Origin of the sequence: Bradyrhizobium sp. PUT101, assembly GCF_052043945.1 — a bacterium.
Classification (GTDB): Bacteria; Pseudomonadota; Alphaproteobacteria; order Rhizobiales; family Xanthobacteraceae; genus Bradyrhizobium.
Map to the genome: position 1 here is coordinate 6420793 of NZ_CP197207.1, position 20285 is coordinate 6441077.

The following is a 20285-nucleotide window of genomic DNA, read 5'->3' on the forward strand; positions in this document are numbered from 1 at the left end:
CTGGGAGTTTGGCGTCATCCACAGTTGAAGACAAGATGGTAGAGCGGACCGGCGCTCTCGAGTCCCGGACGCGCTGCAGCGCCCTTGCGCTGCTGCGCAGAGCCGGGACCCATTCTATCCATGTGCAAGAAATCTGGGCCCCGGCTCTGCAGCGCACCACGCCGAAGGTGGCACGCTGCGCTGCGTCCGGGGCACGAGATCACCCCCGCTTCGCCCGGTCCTTCTCGTTCTGCGCCATGATGCTCTCGCGCGCGGTTTTCCAGTCGTCTTCGCTCCAGTCGCGAAGCTGGTAGAAATTGCCGCCCATGGCGAGCGCCTGCGCGCCGTCCATGGCGATGGTCTCGCCGTTGATCCAGTCGCAGCCGCCGGAGATCAGGAACACCGCGAGGTTCTGCAGCTCCTCCATGGTGCCGACGCGGCCCATCGGGTTCATCGCCTTGGTGCGCGCGCCGGCTTCGTCGCCCGGCTTGATGCGCTTGCTCATGCCCTCGGTCGGGATTTCGCCCGGCGCGATGGTGTTGAGGCGGATGCCGTAGCGGCCCCATTCGGTCGCCAGCGACATCGTCATGGCGTGGATCGCCGACTTGCTCATCGCCGACGGCACCACATAGGGCGAGCCGTTGCGCACCCAGGTCACGGTGATGGAGACGACGTTGCCGGGCTGCTTCAAAGCGATCCAGCGTTTGCCCACGGCATGCGTCACGTAGAACGTGCCGTGCATGACGATGTTGGCGACCGCGTCGAAACCGCGCGGCGACAGCTCCTCGGTGCGCGAGATGAAATTTCCGGCGGCGTTGTTGATGAGGTCGGTCAGCGGAGCTTCGCGAAAGATGTTCTCGACCATCTCCTCGACTGCGAGCGCGTTGCGGATGTCGACGCCGTGGCTGGTAACGCGGCCGCCATGGAGATCCATCAGCTCGGTTGCGGTCTCGTCGCAGACGATCTTGCGCCGGCCGCAAATGTGCACGTCGGCGCCGAGCTGGAGGAAGCGCGCCGCCATCGACTTGCCGAGGCCCGTGCCGCCGCCGGTCACCAGAATGCGCCGGCCGGCCAGAAGATTTTCCTTGAACATGGCTGTTTCCCCCGTAGGGATTGTCAGTTAATTGGTCGATTGACTAAATCCGGGCGCCGGCGTCCTGTAAAGCGGCAACCGGTCAAGAACAGGGGAGAATTCGTCCATGGAAGAGCGCGTCTCGATCTCGATCTCGGAAGGCGTCGCCGACGTGCGCCTGGTGCGCGCCGACAAGATGAACGCGCTGGATCAGGCCATGTTCGAGGCCCTCGTCGCCGCAACTGACCGGCTTTCGAAGGAAAGAGGCGTGCGTGTCGTCGTGCTCTCAGGTGAAGGCCGCGCTTTCTGCGCCGGGCTCGACATGGGACGTTTTGCCGCCATGAAAGAGAAGGGCGGCAACGGAATTCCGGGTGGCGAAAATCGCGATCTCACGGCGCGCACGCATGGCAAGGCCAACTTCCCGCAACAGGCGGTCTGGGGCTGGCGCCAGCTTCCCGTGCCCGTGATCGCGGCCGTGCATGGCGTCGCCTTCGGCGGCGGTTTCCAGCTCTCGCTCGGCGCCGACATGCGCTTTCTCTCCCCCGATGCGCGGATGTCGGTGATGGAAATCAAATGGGGTCTCGTGCCTGATATGGCGGGCACGCCGATCCTGGCCTCGCTCGTGCGCGACGACATCCTGCGCGATCTCACCTACACCGGCCGCATCTTCTCGGCGCAGGAGGCTATCACCTACGGCCTTGCCACGCGCATCTGCGACGATCCGCGCGCGGCCGCGCTCGAAGTCGCGCGCGAGATCGCCGGCAAGAGTCCCGATGCGATCCGCGCGGCCAAGCGGATGCTGAACAATCTTGCGGTCGATCCAGGCCCGGCGCTGCTGGCCGAATCGGTCGAGCAGCAGAAGCTGATCGGCAGCGCCAACCAGACCGAGGCGGTCCGCGCCAATCTGGAGAAGCGCGCGCCGAAGTTCGCGGATTAGTTTCTCCGTCATTCCGGGATGCGCCGTAGGCGCAGGCCCGGAATCCATCGAGCCGCATGCTCTGCCGTAAAATGGATTCCGGGTTCGATGCTTCGCATCGCTCCGGAATGACGGCCTGAGTGGTAGCCACGTTTCAACCCGACGAAAGATCGGAAAACAACAATGAGCGAAACGCCCCAATTCCTCGGCATCGTCTCCGGCGAGCGCCGCCGTGCCCACGCCGAGGTCGCTGACCGTAGTGACCGCCTCGCCTCCGGCCTCGCCAAGCTCGGCGTACGCCAAGGCGATTGCGTCTGCATGTTGATGCGCAACGACATCGCCTTCCTCGAGACCGCCTACGCCGCAATGCGGCTCGGCGCCTATGGCGTGCCGATCAACTGGCACTTCAAGCCCGAAGAGATCAACTACGTCCTCACGGATTCCGGCACCGCAGTCCTGATCGCGCATGCCGACATGCTGCACGGCTTACGCGATGCGATTCCGGGTGGCGTCACCGTGCTCAGCGTGCCGACGCCGCCGGAAATCCAGTCCAACTACAGAATCGATCCGGATCATCGGACGACGCCTGATTTCGCGACCGATTTCGAGACATGGCTCGTGCAGCACCAGCCTTATGACGGCCCGGCCGTGCCGCAGCCCATGAACATGATCTACACCTCGGGGACGACGGGCCACCCCAAGGGCGTGCGGCGCAACGCACCGACGCCGGAGCAGCAAGCCGCCGGCGAGCGCATGCGCGCGATGATCTATGGGCTCAAGCCCGGCGCCCGCGCGCTGCTGCCGGGCCCGCTCTATCATTCCGCGCCGAACTCTTTCGGCATCCGCGCCGGCAAGCTCGGCGGGGTACTGGTGCTGATGCCGCGCTTCGAGGCGGAGGAATTCCTGGAAGCGATCGAGCGATACAGGATCGACACCATCTTCATGGTGCCGACCATGTTCATCCGCCTGATGAAGCTGCCGGAGAAGGTGCGCAAGCAGTACGACGTCTCCTCGCTGCGCCACGTCATCCATGCCGCCGCGCCGTGTCCGGCCGACGTCAAGCGCGCCATGATCGAGTGGTGGGGTCCGGTGATCTACGAATTCTACGGCTCGACCGAATCCAGCGCCGTGACCTTCGCGACGTCGGAGGATGCGCTCAAGAAGCCCGGCACCGTCGGCAAGATCTCGCCCGGCGCCGAGCTGCGCTTCATCGGCGAGGACGGACGCGTGCTTGGCGTCGGCGAAATCGGCGAGATCTATTCGCGCATGGCCGGGATGGCCGATTTCACCTATCACAACAAGCCGGAGAAGCGTGCCGAGATCGATCGCGACGGCTTCATCACCTCCGGCGACGTCGGCTACATCGACGAGGATGGCTACGTCTTCATCTGCGATCGCAAGCGCGATATGGTGATCTCAGGCGGTGTCAACATCTATCCGGCCGAGATCGAGTCGGTGCTGCATGCCGTGCCCGGTGTGCATGATTGCGCGGTGTTCGGCATCCCCGACGCCGAATTCGGCGAGGCGCTGATGGCGGTGGTGGAGCCGCAGGCGGGCGTCACGCTCGATGCTTTCGATGTTCGTGCGCGATTGAAGACTTCGCTCGCTGACTACAAGGTGCCCAAGCACATCGAGATCCGCAGCAGCTTGCCGCGCGAAGACTCCGGCAAGATCTTCAAACGCCGCCTGCGCGATCCCTATTGGGAGCAGGCGGGCCGGAAGATTTGACATATCGTAGCCCGGGTGAGCGAAGCGATACCCGGGACGATGACAGTAAAGTCTCGGATGCCGCTTCGCTCATCCGGGCTACAATGGAGGGGGCTGCCATGAGCGATGCGAGAAGCGAGACCAAGGAAGTCCTCTATGAGGTCGCAGACCACATCGCGACCATCACGCTAAACGCGCCGGAGCGCATGAACACGATCTCCGGCCCGATGCTGAACGATCTCGCGCGGCTCCTGACCGAGGCCAATGAAGATCGCAACGTCCGCGTCGTGATCCTCACCGGCAAGGGCAGGGCGTTCTGTGCCGGCCTCGACCTGCGAAAGGAGCGCGACGGCAACGGCCTCAGCGCGGCGTCATCGCCGACCACGATCAATCTCCGCAACACGCCGCCCACGGTGCTCCAGGCGATGGACAAGCCGACGATCTGCGCCGTGAACGGCGGCGCTGCCGGTTATGGCATGGACACCGCGCTCGGCTGCGACATCCGCGTCATGGCGGAATCCGCCAAGCTTGCCGCTGCCTTCGTCAAGCGTGGCGTCGTGCCGGAATCCGGCGGCACCTGGCTGTTGCCGCGCATGCTGGGCTGGGCGAAGGCTTCCGAGCTGATCTTTACCGGCCGCACGCTGAGCGCGCGCGAGTGCGTCGAATGGGGTCTCGCCAACGAGGTCGTGCCTGATGCCGAATTGATGAACCGCGCCACTGCCATTGCCCGCGAAATCGCGGCCAACGCGCCGCTGGCGGTCCAGGCCTCGAAGCGTATGATGCGGATGGGCCTCAACGAGACCTTCTCCGATCACGTCCACCATGTCTATCTCCAGCTCCTGCCGCTGTTCAAAACCCAGGACATGGCCGAGGGCATGAAGGCCTTCATGGAGAAGCGCGAACCGAAATTCGAGGGGCGGTAGCTGAACCCGGCTTGCATCCAGCGGATGCTGTCTTCGCACGGACAGATTTTAAGCCTATACAAACGGGATCACTGACCGCGGAATGATCCCATGGCACCCGTTTCCATTCTCCTCAACATCCTCTGGATCCTGATCGGTGGCGCCTGGATGGCGTTCGGCTGGCTGGTCGCCGCGATCATCATGGCCATCACCATCATCGGCCTGCCCTGGGCGCGGGCGGCGTTCAACATCGCGGTCTACACGCTGCTGCCATTTGGCTCGCGGGCGGTGCGGCGCGACGAGGTCACCGGGATGAGCGATATCGGCACCGGTCCGCTCGGCGTGATCGGCAATATCATCTGGTTCGTGCTCGCGGGCTGGTGGCTGGCGCTCGGCCACGTTCTGACCGCGCTGGTCCTCGCGATCACAATCATCGGCATCCCCTTCGCCTGGGCGCATCTGAAGCTCGCGGGCATCGCACTCTGGCCGATCGGCAAGGTGATCGTGCCGGCTTAGGCGTGTGCCCATCAAGGTCGGCGTCCGGCGGCACAGCGGAAGTCGCCCACCCGGAGCCGATTTGCCTTCTCCACTCACGCCGAGATATTTCCAGAAACGGCGGAACGCCGCTCCCTGGCGGATGTTGGCTCGACGGAGACAGAATCTTCGCGAGCAGCGGGACAGTCACGGTCGCGGCCGGAGCGTCGTTAGCAGGTCTGGAAGTTCGATCTCGGCCATCATCAAGGAAGCCCCTGCTTTGAAGCAACGAACCGCCGGCCGCCGTTGCCAATACGAATCATCTGCGCTGCCAATTCGAGTCAAAGCATGAAAATACGTGTTGGCTTCGAAATGATCTACGACTTCCAGCAAGTCACACCATTGATTGCCGTGGTCGGCGTTCATTTCACCCGGGCGTCCGACATCATTGTGCCGGATTACCTCACCACCGAGCCTGCCGTGCCGATCACCCCCTACCGCGACGGTTTCGGAAACTGGTGCAGTCGGTTCGTTGCACCCGCCGGCCGCATGCGCCTTTCCACCAACGGTATTGTGCGCGATAGCGGGCTACCCGACGTGATCGCGCCTTCCGCCACGCAGTACGCGGTGGAGGATCTCCCACCCGATACCATCGTCTATCTGCTTGGCAGCCGCTACTGCGAAACCGATCGCCTTTCCGACATCGCATGGAAGCTGTTCGAGAAAGCGGCGCCGGGTTGGCCGCGGGTCCAGGCGATCTGCGATTTCGTGCACAATCACATCGCGTTCGGCTACGAGCACGCGCGGCCCACCATGACGGCTTGGGAAGCATTCAACGAGGGCAAGGGCGTTTGCCGCGACTATGCGCATCTTGCCATTGCATTCTGTCGTTGCATGAACATTCCAGCGCGCTATTGCACCGGCTATCTCGGCGATATCGGCATCCCGCCGCCTCATGCCTCCGGCGACTTTGCAGGCTGGTTCGAAGCTTATCTTGGCGGCCGGTGGTACACTTTCGATGCGCGCAACAACACTCCGCGAATTGGCCGCGTCCTGATCGCTCAAGGCCGCGATGCGGCGGATGTTCCGATCGTCCACACTTTCGGACCCAACACGCTCGTCAGCTTCAAGGTGTGGACTGATGAACTTGTGTAAGGCGCTCGCACCGGGCGATTGCGTACCAGTCGGCTGAGATTGATCTCGCTAATTGGTCGGAGGACTGCTACACAGTTGGCATCACCGCGCGCTACGTGGCTGTTATCGGTGACTGAGAGCTTCGCGCTCCCGCCTCAACCCGAGAGAAGGCGGTCAGATGTCAAATTCCGAGAGATTCGATATCCGTGAGTGGCTCGTACCACCTTTGTTGGTGCCGGTCTTCCTCGTACTGCTGATTGCGGTGACGGCTATTCTATAGCGGCAAGTCCGTTCAATCACCCTGCGTCAGAACTGCGAACCGCGCGCTGGAGCCAGTTCAAGCCAAACGGGAGCCCAAAATGGCAAACACGGCCATCATCCGGGATGCCTACGGGGTTCCGGCAATCTTCGTTGGTTCGAAGACTGGCCGGGACGATGCGCCCTTTGTTTTCGTGAGGGTCGGAGGTGAGGAGCGCCGGATGCGTTGGGCCGAGTGGGATGCTCTTCCGGCCTGGACTGGCGAGCATCCGTCTTGGGCCAGCAAAAGCAAATAGCGATGGGATGTTCAGCATGAGGATAGCCCGACCAGGCGCATGGACGGCGGCGCTCCTTCTGGCATCGGCACTGGGCGCACCTGCGTTGGCCGCTTCCGCCGCGGAACCGAATTGCCGTGCGATCGAGAGCACCAGTGCACGCCTCTCCTGCTACGATGCGGCATTTCCACCAAAAACCAGGAAACCTGCCGAATCCGGCATTGCCTCGTCGTCAGGATACGAGGACCCATTCCTTGCGGAAGAGGCCCGGACCGCCGCAAAGCTGAAGAATATTTGTCGCGGTTGCTGAGTTTCGCGATCGCGCGAGCGTGCCCGATCACGTGCGCTCCAATTCAGAGGCCCAATCAAATGACGAAAGAGGATTGAGCGACTTACGGGTTGATCCGACGCAGAGTAACGATGGCGCACGAATATCAGGGTGTTGAATACACAGTAATCCAGACGATCAATCCGTCGGGCTGGAAATGGTCGTTTGAGCGAGATGGTCGGTCTCCCAGAACGGGAATCGCCTTCGATCGAGCGGAGGCTGTCAGCGCAGCCCAACGTGCGATCAGCAAATTGCTCAGAGGTCAGCTGCACCAATAGACACGCTAAACTGCAAGAGAGTTACTCCCAGTCAGCACCGCCGGACAGATCAGTCAGCCAGCGACCGGCGACCGGCGCCCGGCAATTCGCAAATAGTTCCTGCCAGGAACCGAAACAAGGCGCTCGCTATTCGGCGGATAAGGGCGCACTGTCCCGCTACCATCGAGCGGCCCCTCGGCATCTATCGGTGGTGTGAACGCAAGTTGCGCTCCCGCTCAACTCCGCAGCGGAGCGTCAAACATGCCGGCTCAACGGTCCCCTAGACAATCATTGACATTCGAATACCGCCTTGCGCAAGAGGCGAGCAATCTCCGCCTACAGGCCAAGGGGATGCCCGTTGGCGTCCGCCGCACGGAGCTTCTGCAAAAGGCCAGGCAGATCGATGTTGCCGGAGAGCTCAACAAATGGTTGACCTCGCCGGGACTACAGCCGCCATCTTGAATTCCGGCCTCGTTCTTGTCCGACGTGATCGACTTCAGGATTGAAGGGAGCGATCCGGCACCTGAGGAGAGCGAGCGGAAGTGAACGTCAGCTGCTGGGCCCAAAGCCGAACTACACGGATATGCAGCAGATATCGTTCGACAATGCCGGCGAAAAGGCCATCGGCGGCAGCGCGGCCTATGGCTTTGCCGCCTTCGGATGAAGACCCGGTATTCGAATCTCTGGCAACAAGGGAAGTGCACACAGCGCCGCGACAGCGGCTTCCATGATGCAAGCCGACAAGGTCACGTCATGCTGACGATGGCAGCCTTCGATCCAGAAGAGACTTTGGCGGCTCAACTATTCAGCCGCCGCCAGTCGGCTAATCCGCAGCTCTCCGATGGCATGCCGGACGACGACCATCGCCCCTTGAAGCGCGAGCAACGACATGACTGTCGCCACGATGATGTCAGGCCAACCCGTGCCGGTCCCGAACACGCCAGCCGCGGCTAGCAGCACAGCGAGGTTGCCCAGCACGTCGTTACGCGTGCAGATCCATGCGGATCGCATGTTCGCATCACCCTGGCGATAAGCCCAAAGCAGTCCGAACGAAGCTGCGTTTGCGGCGAGAGCGGCAGCTCCGACGGTGCCCATCGCAAAAGCACTCGGAAGCGTTCCGTGTAGAATATGCCAGATGACAGTCGCCACGACCCATACGCCAAACAAGCCCATCGTGGCGCTCTTCGCAAGGGCGGCGCCCGCACGATGACGGAGCGCCATGCCGACAACGAGCAAGCTGATGGCGTAGTTGGCGGCGTCCCCGAGGAAGTCGAGAGAGTCGGCTTGCAGCGAAGCCGAACCGGCAGCGAGACCCGCAACCGCTTCGACGGCAAACATTGCGCTGTTGATCGCAAGCACAGTCCAGAGCACCCGCCGGTAGGCGGCATCCCGCGTCTTGTTCGCGCCCAGGTTCAAGGGCGGTGGAGCGCAACAGCAGTCATTCATGGCTCGAAGATAAGATGGATCGAGGCGTGTTGCTAGTCCACTGCGCGCTCGGTCGGGCTGCGCACGCAATTCCTCGCGCTGCCCGACGGGCAAATCACACCACATGCAGGTCAAGGGGAGGGACTGGAAAACATTCTGATTGACCGAATTCGCGACTTCGGTTAAACCGCAGGATATCCCGGCCCGTCAAAGGGGCGTTTCGCGATCGTCACGATACGTCGGCCGGGATGCGATGGACGCGGCGGCGCCGGCGCGTGACGGGGTGACAGGGCGGGCGAGGCCCGTGAGTCATCGCGATCCGCGGGATCGACACGGCGCCGTCACAGCGTCTCTTCCGGCGTCGGGGGCGAGCACGCGCGAGCTTTCGAATGGTTTGGGAGGGACGTCCGCGGACGGCAAAAGCGTGTGGTCCTGACACCCGGGGTCTGTGTGTCAAGGCTTGCGGTGGTGAAGCGCCCCGACCGGGCGCGCGCATCAGTCATCCGCAAGACGACGGGGGCAATAGTGCATCGCTCCCCGGGGAGAGCACGCCATAAGCCGTAAAACCATTGCGCAGGGAAGGCCGGGATGTCCCGGCAACACCTGTGGTCACCCCGCGTGCGCTTTGTCGCGTGCGGACCCTGGGTGCCAGCCGGCGCCCGGCCTTCCCTGCGCCCTTTCATCTCGATGAGGGCGAAACGGACAGCAAAGCTCGGGCGAAACCGGCCGCGAGACCGCGAGACTATGTCCATTGGTGAGATTGCAGCAATCTCTCGTGCCCCGGACGCAGCGCAGCGCGCCGCTTCTTCGCGGCGTGATGCGCTGCAGAGCCGGGGCCCATGTTGCGGCAATGTGCTCTGTGGCTTCTGGGTCCCGGCTCGGCGCAGCAACGCTTGCGGCGTTGCTGCTTGTCCGGGACACGCGATCATCACCCCAGCCCTGCCGCGACGCCACCAAGTTCATCTTGCACTGCGGCAGAAAAATATCGCACACTCGCCGTTGCCGGGCATCCAAGCGAGCTCGAACCAAGGAGCGAGCCATGTCCCTCCAGACCGTACCATCCGACAGCACTGAACCCCGCCCCAACCGCCCTGAGGACGTCCAGGCGCTGGAGGCCGACGCGCGGCTGCGGGACGACATCCGCCTGCTCGGGCGCATTCTCGGCGACACCGTGCGCGACCAGGAGGGCGCCGAATTGTTCGACCTGGTCGAGCGCATCCGGCAGACCTCGATCCGGTTCCACCGCGACGAGGACCGGCTCGCCCGCCGTGAGCTCGAGCAGATCCTCGACAGCATGTCGATCTCCGAGACGGTGCGGATCGTCCGTGCCTTCAGCTATTTCTCGCACCTCGCCAACATCGCCGAGGACCAGAACAACATCCGCCAGATGCGCGCGCGCAGCGCCGCCAAGAACGGCGGCGCCGGGGTGCTGGCCGAGACGTTGGCGCATGCCAAGGCGGCGGGCATTGGTCCCGATCAGCTCCGCAACTTCTTCAAGACCGCGCTGGTCAGCCCGGTGCTGACCGCGCATCCGACCGAAGTCCGCCGCAAGAGCACCATGGACCGCGAGATGGAGGTCGCTGGCCTGCTCGACCGCCGCGAGCGGGTCGCGTTGACCGCGGAGGAGGCTGATGCCAGCGACGAGCAGCTTCGCCGCGAGGTGCTGACGCTGTGGCAGACCAATCTCTTGCGTCGGACCAAGCTGACCGTGCTCGACGAGGTCGCCAACGGCCTGTCCTTCTACGACTACACCTTCCTGCGCGAGGTGCCGCGGCTGGTGAACGCGCTCGAAGACAAGCTGGAGGAGGGCGGCGAAGCGGCCGCCAGCGAGCTCGCCTCGTTCCTGCGCATGGGCAGCTGGATCGGCGGCGACCGCGACGGCAACCCCTTCGTCACCGCCGACGTCATGCGCGGCACGCTGCGGCTGCAGTCGAGCCGGGTGATGCAGTTCTATCTGAACGAGCTGCACGTGCTCGGCTCCGAGCTGTCGATCGCGGCCCATCTCGCCGATGTCTCCGAGGAACTGCGCAACCTGGCGGAGCGCTCGCCGGACACCTCGCCGCACCGGAGCGGCGAGCCCTATCGTCTCGCGGTGTCCGGCATCTATGCCCGGCTCACCGCAACCGCCGAAATGCTCGAGGTCGAGATCACACGCCGGCCGGTCGGCAAAGCGGCGCCTTACGCCAGCGTCAAGGAGCTGCAGGCCGATCTCGACGTGCTGCACCGCTCGCTGATCTCCAACAACGCCCGCGTCATCGCCCGCGGCCGGCTGCGGCTGCTGCGCCGCGCGGTGGACTGCTTCGGCTTCCATCTCGCCCGGCTCGACATCCGCCAGAACTCGGCGGTGCACGAACGCACCATCGCCGAGCTGATGGACGCCGCCAATCCCGGCATGTCCTATCTTGCGCTCGGCGAGGACGCGCGCATTTCGCTGCTCACCAACGAATTGCGCTCGACGCGCGCGCTGGTCTCGCCATTCGTCAAGTACAGCGACGAGACCATGGGCGAGCTCAACGTGTTCCATGCCGCCGCGGAAGCGCATGCGAAGTTCGGCTCGGACGCCATCCCCCAATGCATCATCTCGATGTGCAAGGGCATGTCGGACATGCTCGAGGTCGCCGTGCTCTTGAAGGAGGTCGGCCTCGTCCATCCCTCCGGCCGAAGTGCCATCAACATCGTGCCGCTGTTCGAGACCATCGAGGATCTGCAGGCCTCATCCGGCATCATGGACCGCATGCTGTCGCTGCACGATTACCGCCGGCTGGTCGACAGCCGCGGTAGCGTGCAGGAGGTCATGCTCGGCTATTCCGATTCGAACAAGGACGGCGGCTTCGTCACCTCAGGCTGGGAGCTCTACAAGGCCGAGATCGGCCTCGTCGAGGTGTTCGAGCGACACCACGTGCGGCTGCGCCTGTTCCACGGCCGTGGCGGTTCGGTCGGCCGCGGCGGCGGCCCGAGCTATGACGCCATCATCGCGCAGCCCGGCGGCGCCGTGAACGGCCAGATCCGCATCACCGAGCAGGGCGAGATCATCTCGTCGAAATATTCCAATGCCGAGGTCGGCCGCAACAATCTGGAGATCCTCGCCGCCGCGACGCTGGAAACGAGTCTCCTGCACCCGCGCCAGAGCGCGCCGCGCCGCGAATATCTGGTCGCGATGGACGAATTGTCGAACCTCGCGTTCAAGGCCTATCGCGGCCTGGTCTACGAGACCGACGGCTTCGTCGATTATTTCTGGGCTTCCACCGTCATCAACGAGATCGCGACGCTCAACATCGGCAGCCGCCCGGCCTCGCGCAAGAAGACCCGCGCCATCGAGGACCTTCGCGCCATCCCCTGGGTGTTCTCCTGGGCGCAATGCCGCCTGATGTTGCCGGGCTGGTACGGCTTCGGCAGCGCAGTCGAGCAGTGGATCGCCGAGCATCCCGACAAGGGCATGCCGTTCCTGAAAGAACTCTACCAGGAATGGCCGTTCTTCCGCATGCTGCTGTCGAACATGGACATGGTGCTGGCGAAAAGCTCGATCGCGATCGCATCGCGCTATGCCGAGCTCGTGCCCGATGAAGCCTTGCGCGAAAAGATCTTCGGCCGCATCCGCCGCGAATGGCATTCCTGCATCGAGACGCTGTTGGACATCATGGGCCAGGACCGCCTGCTCCAGGGCAACCCGCTCCTGGAACGCTCCGTGCGCCACCGCTTCCCCTATCTCGACCCGCTCAACCACGTGCAGGTCGAGCTCTTGAAGGAACACCGCGCGCAGAACCCGGACGAGCAGGTGCTGCGCGGCATTCAGCTGACCATCAACGGCATCTCGGCGGGGTTGCGGAATACGGGGTAGGGGCGAGTAGCGAATGGCGAGTAGAAGGTAGGCAAGCATGCTGCCAACTAATCGCTACTCCCAACTCGCCATTCGCTTTTCTTACGGCTTCATTGCGCCCTGCACACTGGTGTAGACGGCATAGAGTGACGTCGAGCCACAGATGTAGAGCCTGTTTCGCTGCTGACCGCCGAAGCACAGGTTGGCCACGGTCTCCGGAACATGGATCTTGCCGAGCAGCTCGCCCGATGGCGTGTAGCAGCGCACACCGTCTTCGTTGGGATCGCCCCAGCCGACCGAACACCAGACCCGCCCTTCGGTGTCACAGCGGACGCCGTCGGTGATGCCCGGTTTTGGCATCTCGGCAAAGACCTTGCTGTTCGAGACTTTGCCTGCGGCCACGTCGAGGTCGAACACGCGGATATGCGAAGGGTTGTCCGGCCCGTCGGTGAAGCCGGTATCGCAGATATAGAGCTTCTTCTCGTCGGGCGAGATCGTGAGGCCGTTGGGCTCCACGAAATCATCGACGACGACCTTGACGTCTCCCGACTTCGGGTCAACCCGGTAGACGTTCTTCTTCTCCTGCTCGGGCGCGGCCTTGATTCCCTCGTAAAAGCCGCCGATGCCGTAAACGGGGTCCGTGAACCAGATCGCGCCATCGGCCGTGACGACCGCATCGTTCGGCGAGTTCAGTCGCTTGCCGTTGAACTTGTCGGCGATGACGGTGATCGAGCCGTCGAGTTCGGTCCGCGTCACGCGCCGGCCGCTGTGCTCGCACGTGATCAGGCGTCCTTCGCGGTCGATGGTGTTGCCGTTCGAGTTCATCGATGGCTGCCGGTAGACGCTGAGATGGCCGTCGTCCTCCGAGAAGCGCATGATGCGGTTGTTCGGAATGTCGCTGAACAACAGGTATCGCCCTGCTGCGAAATACACCGGTCCCTCGGCCCAGCGGAAACCGGTCGCGACCCGCTCGACGGCCATCGTGCCGGCGAAGGCCGGAAAACCGGAGGGCCCGAACGTTGGCGGCCCCTTCTTGGCGGATTCCAGGTGAGCGTCCGGGTAGCGGCTGCCCGGCAACGGTCCCAGGGGCAGTGGCGTCGTCGAAATCGTCGGCGCGCCTGTCTGGCCGAAGGGCGCCACGGACGTTGCGCCGGCGGCGCTGATGGTCATGCCCGTCGCCGCGACCGCGGCGGCGCCCTTCAACAGGGTGCGGCGGGCGAGGACGGGCTCGCCGGCATCGTTGGTGATGGGCAGGGGTATCGTCATGGTCGACTCCCGATTTTTTTCGTTGGGAGCAAACCATCGGCCCGCAATCGGGCGTAAAGCGGGCGATCTCCGGCCGGGCAACCGGAGATCGCAATGCAGCAATAGCCGGAATCCGTCTAGACCGGATCCCAGGTGAAGATGTCGGCGGAGCGGTCGAGCTTGTAGAACGAACCCTTGAGTGCCGGCATGCCGTGCTCGGCGATCGACTGCGGCGTCCAGCCTTCACTCCGCTGCACCGAGCGGATCGGACGGTTCTGGCTGAACAGGAAGATCTCGTTCATGCGCACGCCGAAGATCTGGCCGGTGACGTCCTTGGCGGAATCGCCGAGCAGATAGCCGCAGAGCGGGGCGATCTTCTCCGGCCCCATCTGCTTGATCTTCTCGACGCGCGCCTTCTCGGCCTCGGTCTCTGTCGGGATGGTCCCGATCATGCGGGTCCAGGCGAAGGGCGAGACGCAGTTGGAGCGGACGTTGAAGCGGCCCATGTCGAGCGCGATCGACTTGGAGAGGCCGACGATGCCGAGCTTGGCGGCGGCGTAATTGGCTTGGCCAAAGTTGCCGATCAGGCCGGAGGTCGAGGTGAAGTGCACGAAGGAGCCCGACTCCTGCTCGCGGAAGATGCGGGCCGCGGCGTGCGAGACGTAGAACGAGCCCATCAAATGCACCTTGATGACGGCCTCGAACGCTTCCACGCTCATCTTGTGGAAGATCATGTCGCGCAGGATGCCGGCATTGTTGACGACGCCGTCGAGCCGGCCGAAATGATCGGTTGCCGTCTTCACGATCTTGCTGGCGGGGATCGCCTCGGCCACCGACTCGAAATTGGCGACCGCCGTGCCGCCGCGCTTCTTGATCTCCTCGACCACTTCTTCGGCCGGAGCAGCGTTCGAGCCGGCACCGTCGGCGGCGGCGCCGGGGTCGTTGACCACGACCTTGGCGCCCTCCGCCGCGCACAGCAGTGCGATCTCGCGCCCGATGCCGCGGCCTGCGCCGGTGACGATGATGACCTTGTCTTGCAGTGATTTGCTCATGTGGGGGCCTCCTGTTGTCTCTGTCATTCCGGGGCGTGCGAAGCACGAACCCGGAATCTCGAGGTTCCGGGTCTGGTCCTTCGGACCATCCCGGAACGACGAGAAATTACCTCTCGTTCGTAAACACGATCGTGCCACTTGCGGCGAACATGCCGCCGACGCCGTGGCACACCGAAATCTTCGCGTTCGGCACCTGTGCCGGCGCGATGCCGCGCATCTGGCGCACGCTCTCCTGGAGCGCGTACATGCCGTACATGCCCGAATGCATGTAGGACAGGCCGCCGCCATTGGTGTTGAGCGGCAGCTTAGCCCCAGGCCGCGTGTTGCCGTCCGCGATGAACCGGCCGGTTTCTTCGTACGGCATGAAGCCGAGATCGCCGAGGCCGAACAGGGGCAGATGCGCGAACGCATCGTAGATCATGAGATGATCGACGTCCTTGTGGGCAATGCCGGCCTCCTTGAACGCCAGCGGCCCTGCAGTCTTGAACGCGCGCGAGGAATTGAAGGTCTCCATCTGGCTGACCATCGGCGTCTCCACGCTCTCGCCGGTGCCCATGATATAGACGGGCTTGCGCGGAAAGTCCCTGGCGCGGACCGCGGAGGTCAGGATCAGCGCACCGCCGCCGTCGGTGACGAGGCAGCACTGGAGCAGGCGGAACGGATAGGCGATCATGCGCGAGTTGAGCACGTCGGCGACCGTGATCGGGTCCTTCATCATCGCGCGCGGATTCTTCGCCGCCCACTCCCGCTGCATTACCGCAACCGAGGCGAGCTGCTCGTGGGTGATGCCCCAGGTCTTCATGAAGCGCAGCACGGGAATCGGAAACATGCTGGGCGGACCGTAGACGCCATAGGGCGCCTCGAACTGGCCGTTGAGGCTGTCCGGCGGCGTCGAGCGCGGCAATTTGCCGATCATCGACTTGCCGCTCTCGGCGTGCGTGATCAGCACGGTCTTGCACAGGCCGGCCTCGATCGCCGCGGCGGCATGGCGGACGTGGAGCATGAACGAGCAGCCGCCGACCGAGGTGCCGTCCACCCAGGTCGGCTTGATGCCGAGATAGTGGCAGACCTGCTGCGGCGTCTCGACCGCGGTGGCAAAGCCGTCGATGTCGGACAGCTTCAGCCCGGCGTCGGCAATGGCGTTGAGCGCGGCGTCCGCATGGAGCTGGAGCTGCGAGGCGTTGGGGATGACGCCGAGCTCGGTGGTCTCGGCCGCGCCGACGACGGCAACCTGGTTCTTGCGCATGGCTTATCCCTTCGCCGGACGGAAGACGGGGAGGGTGATCTTGTCGTCGAGCTCCTGGAACGCGACCTCGAGCTTCATGTCGAGCTCGAGCGCCTCCGGCGTCTGCGGGCAGTCGATGATGTTGCTCATCATTCGCGGGCCCTCGTCGAGCTCGACCACGGCGATGGCGTAAGGCGGCGTGAAGCCCGGCGCGGCGGGACGATGGTTGATCACGTAGCTGTAGAGAAAGCCCTTGCCGCTCGCCTTGAAGATGCTGACCTTGCGCGAGGCGCAGGAGGGGCAGAACGGGCGCGGCGGAAAGTAGACATGCGCGCAGGCATCGCAACGCTGCAGGCGCAATTCGCCCGCTTTCGTCCCCTCCCAGAAATGCTGGGTCTCCGGCGTCGGTTTCGGTCGCGCGCGCTGCGGTTCGGCCATATTGGCGGCTCCTCCCAAAAGACAGGCTTCGCGCCCGCCTGTTTCGATCTTGATGCGACAATCGACTATAGTGCGTCAACGGTCCAGCAATGCGCATGCATGCCATCATGCGCACAATGCTTGTGTCGAACTGAGCCGGCGCTATAGATTGCGCGCGTCAATATTCCGTGAGACAGACATGCCCAATTTTCCGACACTGGCGAAGCTCGCCGAAGACCTCGAAAGCGGCCGCACGACCTCCCGCAAGCTGGTCGAGGCGTGCATTGCCAGGATCGCCGATCCCGCCGGCGAGGGCCAGCGCGCCTTCATCCATGTCGACAACGACGCCGCGCTGGCGGCGGCCGATGCAATGGACGGCTTGCGCAAGGCCAAGGCGGCGCCGTCGCGCTTTGCCGGCATCCCGATCTCGATCAAGGACCTCTTCGACATCAAGGGCCAGGTGACGCGCGCCGGCTCGCGCGCGCTGGACGATTCGCCGCCGGCCGAGCAGGATGCCGCAACGGTGGCGCGGCTGCGCAGGGCCGGGTTCGTCGTGATCGGCCGAACCAACATGACAGAGTTCGCCTATTCCGGCATCGGCATCAATCCGCATTACGGTACGCCGAAGGGCGCTTGGAACCGGGCCGAAGGCCACGTGCCCGGCGGCTCGTCCTCGGGCGCGGCGGTGTCCGTGCTCGACGGCATGGCGCATGGCGCGCTCGGCACCGACACCGGCGGCTCCTGCCGGATTCCGGCCGCCTTCAACGGCATCGTCGGCTACAAGCCGACGCAGCGCCGCGTGCCGCTCGACGGCTCCGTGCCGCTGTCGTTCTCGCTCGACAGCATCGGCCCGCTGGCGCGATCGGTCAGCTGCTGTGCCATACTCGACGCCGTGCTGGCGAACGAGCCGATCGTCCCGCTGAAGCCGCGCCCTGTAAAGGGCATGCGGCTCGCGGTGCCCACCACGATCGCGCTCGATGATCTCGACGCAGAAGTGGCCCAAACCTTCGAGCGCGCGCTGAAGACGCTGGCCGATCACGGCGCCATCATCGAGCGCATCGAGATGGCGGAGTTCCACGATGTCGGCCCGATGAACGCCAAAGGCGGTTTTGCGGCCTCTGAAAGCTATGCCTGGCATCGCTATCTGATCACGTCCAAGGGCGACGTCTATGATCCCCGCGTGTCCGTGCGCATCATGCGCGGCGAGGCACAGAGCGCGGCCGACTATATCGATCTCCTCAACGAGCGCCGCTCGCTGATCGCCCGCGTCAATGCGCGCATTGCACCCTATGACGCGCTGGTGCTGCCGACCACGGCCAACACGCCGCCGAAGATCGCGGATCTCGCCGACGACAAGGCGTTCACCACTCAAAACCTGCGCGCGCTGCGCAACTGCACCCTGATCAACATGATCGACGGCTGCGCCATCTCGATCCCTGCGCATCGTGAGGGCGACGTCCCGGTCGGCCTGATGCTGGCAGGCGCGGGCGGATCAGACCGCCGCATTTTCGAACTGGCTGCCGGCATGGAGGCCGTGATCCGTGTTTGACCTGACCTTCACCGTCGATGCCCAGGACACCACCACGCCGCTGACGCTGGCGATCGACCAGATGGTCATCGCCGGCTGGACCGGCCGCGACACGGTCGCACGCGACAAGCACATCGCCGAGCTGGAAGCCATGGGGATTGCCCGGCCGGCCTCGACGCCGATCTACTATCGCGCCTCGGCGCGGCGGCTGACCCAGGAAGACCGCATCGAATGCTGCGGCGGCGACTCGTCCGGTGAGGTCGAATTCGTGCTGATCGGCTGGCAGGGCCGCATGTTCGTCGGCTGCGGCTCAGACCACACCGACCGCAAGGTCGAGGCCTACAACGTCACTGTCTCAAAACAGATGTGCGACAAGCCGATCGCCTCGACGTTGTGGGAGCTGGAGGACGTCATCGGCCACTGGGACAAGATGATCCTGCGCTCCTTCGCCACGATCAAGGGCGAGCGCGTGCTCTACCAGGAGGGCACGCTGGATGCGATGTTGCCGGTCACGGAGCTCATCGCACGCGGCTTTCCGGGTGGGAAGCTTCCCGACGGCTGCGCCATGTTCGGCGGCACCTTCGCCGCCAAGGGCGGCATCCGCCCGGCGGAGCGCTTCGACTTCGAGTTGGAGGACCCCGTGCTGAAGCGCACGATCAAGCACGGCTACGATGTCGTGACGCTGCCGGTGAGAGGCTGACGTCTCCGCTGTCATTGCGAGGAGCCCTTGCGACGCAGCAATCCAGACTGGTTCCGCCGAGGGATTCTGGATTGCATTGCTTCGCGGCGTAATGACGGGGAGAGAGTCGGAAATCGGGTGGCGGGGTGAACGTTGGGCTGCAAAGGTGATTGCTATGACAATGACCGCGCGAAAATCAGCCCAATCCTTCGCTCCCGACCTCGCCGCCCATGTCGACGCCCTCGACTGGCCGCAAATCACCGCCGAGCTCGACTCCCAGGGCTGCGCCGTTCTGAAGGGCCTGCTCACGCCCGATCAATGCCGCGCCGTCGCCGCGCTTTATCCCGACGACACGCACTTCCGCAGCCGCATCGTCATGGGCCGCCACGGCTTTGGCCGCGGCGAGTACAAGTACTTCTCCTATCCGCTGCCCGACGTGATCGCGCAGCTCCGCCCGGCGCTCTACGCGCATCTGCAAGGCGTCGCCAATCGCTGGAACGAGGCGATGGGGATCGACATCCGCTATCCCGGAGATCACGCCGCCTTCCTGAAGCGCTGCCACGAGGCGGGACAGGCGCGTCCGACACCGCTGCTGCTGCAATACAGGGACGGCGACTACAATTGCCTGCATCAGGACCTCTATGGCGAGCACGTGTTCCCGCTCCAGGTCGCGATCCTGCTCTCTGAGCCCGGCCGCGATTTCACCGGCGGCGAGTTCGTGCTGACCGAGCAGCGCCCGCGCATGCAGTCCCGTGCCGAGGTCGTGCCGCTCGCGCAGGGCGACGCCGTCGCCTTCGCTGTGCATCACCGCCCGGTGCAGGGGACACGCGGCATCTACCGCGTTAACCTGCGCCATGGCGTCAGCCGTATCCGGTCCGGCCAGCGCCATACGCTGGGCGTGATCTTTCATGATGCCAAATGAGCGCTGCGATTGACGGGTGATCTGTTCGACAGTGTTGCCGAGGCGCAGCCGTCGCGTGAGGAGATCGCGGACGGCGCCGTGCTGCTGCGCGGTTTCGTCAAGCCGATCGAGAGCGAGCTGATCGAAGCGGTGCGCGCCATCGTGGCGCAATCTCCATTCCGGCGGATGACCACGCCCGGCGGCTACCAGATGTCGGTGGCGATGACCAATTGCGGCGAGCGCGGCTGGATCACCGATCACACCGGCTACCGCTACGATCCGGTCGATCCGCGCACCGGCGCGCCATGGCCGGCGATGCCGCCCGTGTTCCGCGATCTGGCGCGCCGCGCTGCGGAGCAGGGCGGTTTCGCGGGCTTTGCGCCCGACGCCTGCCTCGTCAACCGCTACGAGCCGGGCACGCGGCTGTCGCTGCATCAGGACAAGGACGAGCTGGACTATGCGGCGCCGATCGTCTCGGTCTCGCTCGGGCTGCCAGCGACCTTCCTGTTCGGCGGCATGGCGCGCAGCGACAAGCCGCGCCGCTTCCGGCTCGTCCATGGCGACGTCGTGGTCTGGGGCGGGACTAGCAGGCTCGCCTATCACGGTGTGGCGCCGCTTGCCGACGGCGAGCATCCGCTGCTCGGACGGCGGCGCATCAACCTGACCTTCCGCAAGGTGCTCTGAGGCATTCCCA

The 20285-nt window shown here is 64.4% G+C and carries 16 protein-coding genes; 10 read left to right on the forward strand and 6 right to left on the reverse strand.

Features of this window, described 5'->3' with window-relative positions; all coding sequences use genetic code 11:
• Positions 1 to 199: 199 nt before the first annotated feature.
• Positions 200 to 1072, reverse strand: coding sequence for an SDR family oxidoreductase (locus ACSHT2_RS30720; protein WP_440638586.1), 873 nt, complete (start codon positions 1070 to 1072; stop codon positions 200 to 202).
• 106 nt (positions 1073 to 1178) lie between these two features.
• Between ACSHT2_RS30720 and ACSHT2_RS30725 the strand changes: the two genes are divergently transcribed.
• From ACSHT2_RS30725 to ACSHT2_RS30745, 5 genes are all read left to right on the forward strand, one after another.
• Positions 1179 to 1988, forward strand: a complete 810-nt coding sequence (locus ACSHT2_RS30725; protein WP_440638588.1) for a crotonase/enoyl-CoA hydratase family protein — start codon at positions 1179 to 1181, stop codon at positions 1986 to 1988.
• 162 nt (positions 1989 to 2150) lie between these two features.
• Positions 2151 to 3695, forward strand: a complete 1545-nt coding sequence (locus tag ACSHT2_RS30730) for an acyl-CoA synthetase (protein WP_440638590.1) — start codon at positions 2151 to 2153, stop codon at positions 3693 to 3695.
• Between the two features lie 98 nt (positions 3696 to 3793).
• Positions 3794 to 4597: an enoyl-CoA hydratase/isomerase family protein gene (locus ACSHT2_RS30735; protein ID WP_440638591.1), complete on the forward strand. Its 804-nt coding sequence runs from the start codon at positions 3794 to 3796 to the stop codon at positions 4595 to 4597.
• A 90-nt stretch (positions 4598 to 4687) separates the two neighbouring features.
• On the forward strand, positions 4688 to 5092 hold the full coding sequence (locus ACSHT2_RS30740; protein ID WP_239622281.1) for a YccF domain-containing protein: 405 nt from the start codon (positions 4688 to 4690) through the stop codon (positions 5090 to 5092).
• 306 nt (positions 5093 to 5398) lie between these two features.
• Positions 5399 to 6205, forward strand: coding sequence for a transglutaminase-like domain-containing protein (locus tag ACSHT2_RS30745; RefSeq protein WP_440638592.1), 807 nt, complete (start codon positions 5399 to 5401; stop codon positions 6203 to 6205).
• Between the two features lie 1898 nt (positions 6206 to 8103).
• Here the strand turns inward: ACSHT2_RS30745 and ACSHT2_RS30750 are convergent.
• Positions 8104 to 8748, reverse strand: a complete 645-nt coding sequence (locus ACSHT2_RS30750) for a cation transporter (protein ID WP_440642969.1) — start codon at positions 8746 to 8748, stop codon at positions 8104 to 8106.
• A 1018-nt stretch (positions 8749 to 9766) separates the two neighbouring features.
• Between ACSHT2_RS30750 and ppc the strand changes: the two genes are divergently transcribed.
• Positions 9767 to 12565, forward strand: a complete 2799-nt coding sequence (gene ppc, locus ACSHT2_RS30755; protein WP_440638594.1) for a phosphoenolpyruvate carboxylase — start codon at positions 9767 to 9769, stop codon at positions 12563 to 12565.
• Between the two features lie 81 nt (positions 12566 to 12646).
• Here ppc and ACSHT2_RS30760 read toward each other — a convergent pair whose 3' ends face one another.
• From ACSHT2_RS30760 to ACSHT2_RS30775, 4 genes are all read right to left on the reverse strand, one after another.
• Positions 12647 to 13810 (reverse strand): SMP-30/gluconolactonase/LRE family protein, encoded by a 1164-nt coding sequence (locus tag ACSHT2_RS30760; RefSeq protein WP_440638595.1) that lies wholly within the window; start codon positions 13808 to 13810, stop codon positions 12647 to 12649.
• 116 nt (positions 13811 to 13926) lie between these two features.
• The gene (locus ACSHT2_RS30765) at positions 13927 to 14841 is read right to left on the reverse strand and encodes an SDR family NAD(P)-dependent oxidoreductase (protein WP_319334213.1); all 915 of its coding nucleotides are present in this window, start codon (positions 14839 to 14841) and stop codon (positions 13927 to 13929) included.
• Between the two features lie 106 nt (positions 14842 to 14947).
• Positions 14948 to 16087 carry a thiolase C-terminal domain-containing protein gene (locus ACSHT2_RS30770; protein ID WP_440638597.1) on the reverse strand — a complete coding sequence of 380 codons (1140 nt, stop codon included), beginning with the start codon at positions 16085 to 16087 and terminating at the stop codon, positions 14948 to 14950.
• 3 nt (positions 16088 to 16090) lie between these two features.
• Positions 16091 to 16504, reverse strand: a complete 414-nt coding sequence (locus tag ACSHT2_RS30775) for a Zn-ribbon domain-containing OB-fold protein (RefSeq protein WP_440638599.1) — start codon at positions 16502 to 16504, stop codon at positions 16091 to 16093.
• Positions 16505 to 16682: 178 nt separating this feature from the next.
• On the opposite strand from ACSHT2_RS30775, the gene ACSHT2_RS30780 reads away from it, so the two are divergent.
• The 4 genes from ACSHT2_RS30780 to alkB all read left to right on the forward strand — a co-directional run bounded on the left by ACSHT2_RS30780 (position 16683) and on the right by alkB (position 20275).
• Complete coding sequence (locus ACSHT2_RS30780) at positions 16683 to 18032, forward strand: amidase (protein ID WP_440638600.1); 1350 nt, start codon at positions 16683 to 16685, stop codon at positions 18030 to 18032.
• The gene (locus tag ACSHT2_RS30785; RefSeq protein WP_440638601.1) at positions 18025 to 18711 is read left to right on the forward strand and encodes a DUF2848 domain-containing protein; all 687 of its coding nucleotides are present in this window, start codon (positions 18025 to 18027) and stop codon (positions 18709 to 18711) included. The genes ACSHT2_RS30780 and ACSHT2_RS30785 overlap by 8 nt, the downstream gene beginning before the upstream one ends.
• Positions 18712 to 18865: 154 nt before the next feature.
• Positions 18866 to 19612: a 2OG-Fe(II) oxygenase gene (locus ACSHT2_RS30790; protein WP_440638603.1), complete on the forward strand. Its 747-nt coding sequence runs from the start codon at positions 18866 to 18868 to the stop codon at positions 19610 to 19612.
• 9 nt (positions 19613 to 19621) lie between these two features.
• Positions 19622 to 20275, forward strand: a complete 654-nt coding sequence (gene alkB / locus ACSHT2_RS30795; protein ID WP_440638604.1) for a DNA oxidative demethylase AlkB — start codon at positions 19622 to 19624, stop codon at positions 20273 to 20275.
• Positions 20276 to 20285 lie beyond the last annotated feature (10 nt).

Excerpts from the sequence above, each read along its gene's own strand:
- ACSHT2_RS30730 (WP_440638590.1), top strand. The coding sequence starts at position 2,151 with ATGAGCGAAACGCCCCAATTCCTCGGCATCGTCTCCGGCGAGCGCCGC.
- ppc (WP_440638594.1), top strand. The coding sequence starts at position 9,767 with ATGTCCCTCCAGACCGTACCATCCGACAGCACTGAACCCCGCCCCAAC.
- ACSHT2_RS30745 (WP_440638592.1), top strand. The coding sequence starts at position 5,399 with ATGAAAATACGTGTTGGCTTCGAAATGATCTACGACTTCCAGCAAGTC.
- ACSHT2_RS30775 (WP_440638599.1), bottom strand. The coding sequence starts at position 16,504 with ATGGCCGAACCGCAGCGCGCGCGACCGAAACCGACGCCGGAGACCCAG.
- ACSHT2_RS30765 (WP_319334213.1), bottom strand. The coding sequence starts at position 14,841 with ATGAGCAAATCACTGCAAGACAAGGTCATCATCGTCACCGGCGCAGGC.
- ACSHT2_RS30760 (WP_440638595.1), bottom strand. The coding sequence starts at position 13,810 with ATGACGATACCCCTGCCCATCACCAACGATGCCGGCGAGCCCGTCCTC.
- ACSHT2_RS30720 (WP_440638586.1), bottom strand. The coding sequence starts at position 1,072 with ATGTTCAAGGAAAATCTTCTGGCCGGCCGGCGCATTCTGGTGACCGGC.
- ACSHT2_RS30750 (WP_440642969.1), bottom strand. The coding sequence starts at position 8,748 with ATGAATGACTGCTGTTGCGCTCCACCGCCCTTGAACCTGGGCGCGAAC.
- ACSHT2_RS30780 (WP_440638600.1), top strand. The coding sequence starts at position 16,683 with ATGCCCAATTTTCCGACACTGGCGAAGCTCGCCGAAGACCTCGAAAGC.
- ACSHT2_RS30725 (WP_440638588.1), top strand. The coding sequence starts at position 1,179 with ATGGAAGAGCGCGTCTCGATCTCGATCTCGGAAGGCGTCGCCGACGTG.
- ACSHT2_RS30735 (WP_440638591.1), top strand. The coding sequence starts at position 3,794 with ATGAGCGATGCGAGAAGCGAGACCAAGGAAGTCCTCTATGAGGTCGCA.
- ACSHT2_RS30790 (WP_440638603.1), top strand. The coding sequence starts at position 18,866 with ATGACAATGACCGCGCGAAAATCAGCCCAATCCTTCGCTCCCGACCTC.
- ACSHT2_RS30740 (WP_239622281.1), top strand. The coding sequence starts at position 4,688 with ATGGCACCCGTTTCCATTCTCCTCAACATCCTCTGGATCCTGATCGGT.
- ACSHT2_RS30770 (WP_440638597.1), bottom strand. The coding sequence starts at position 16,087 with ATGCGCAAGAACCAGGTTGCCGTCGTCGGCGCGGCCGAGACCACCGAG.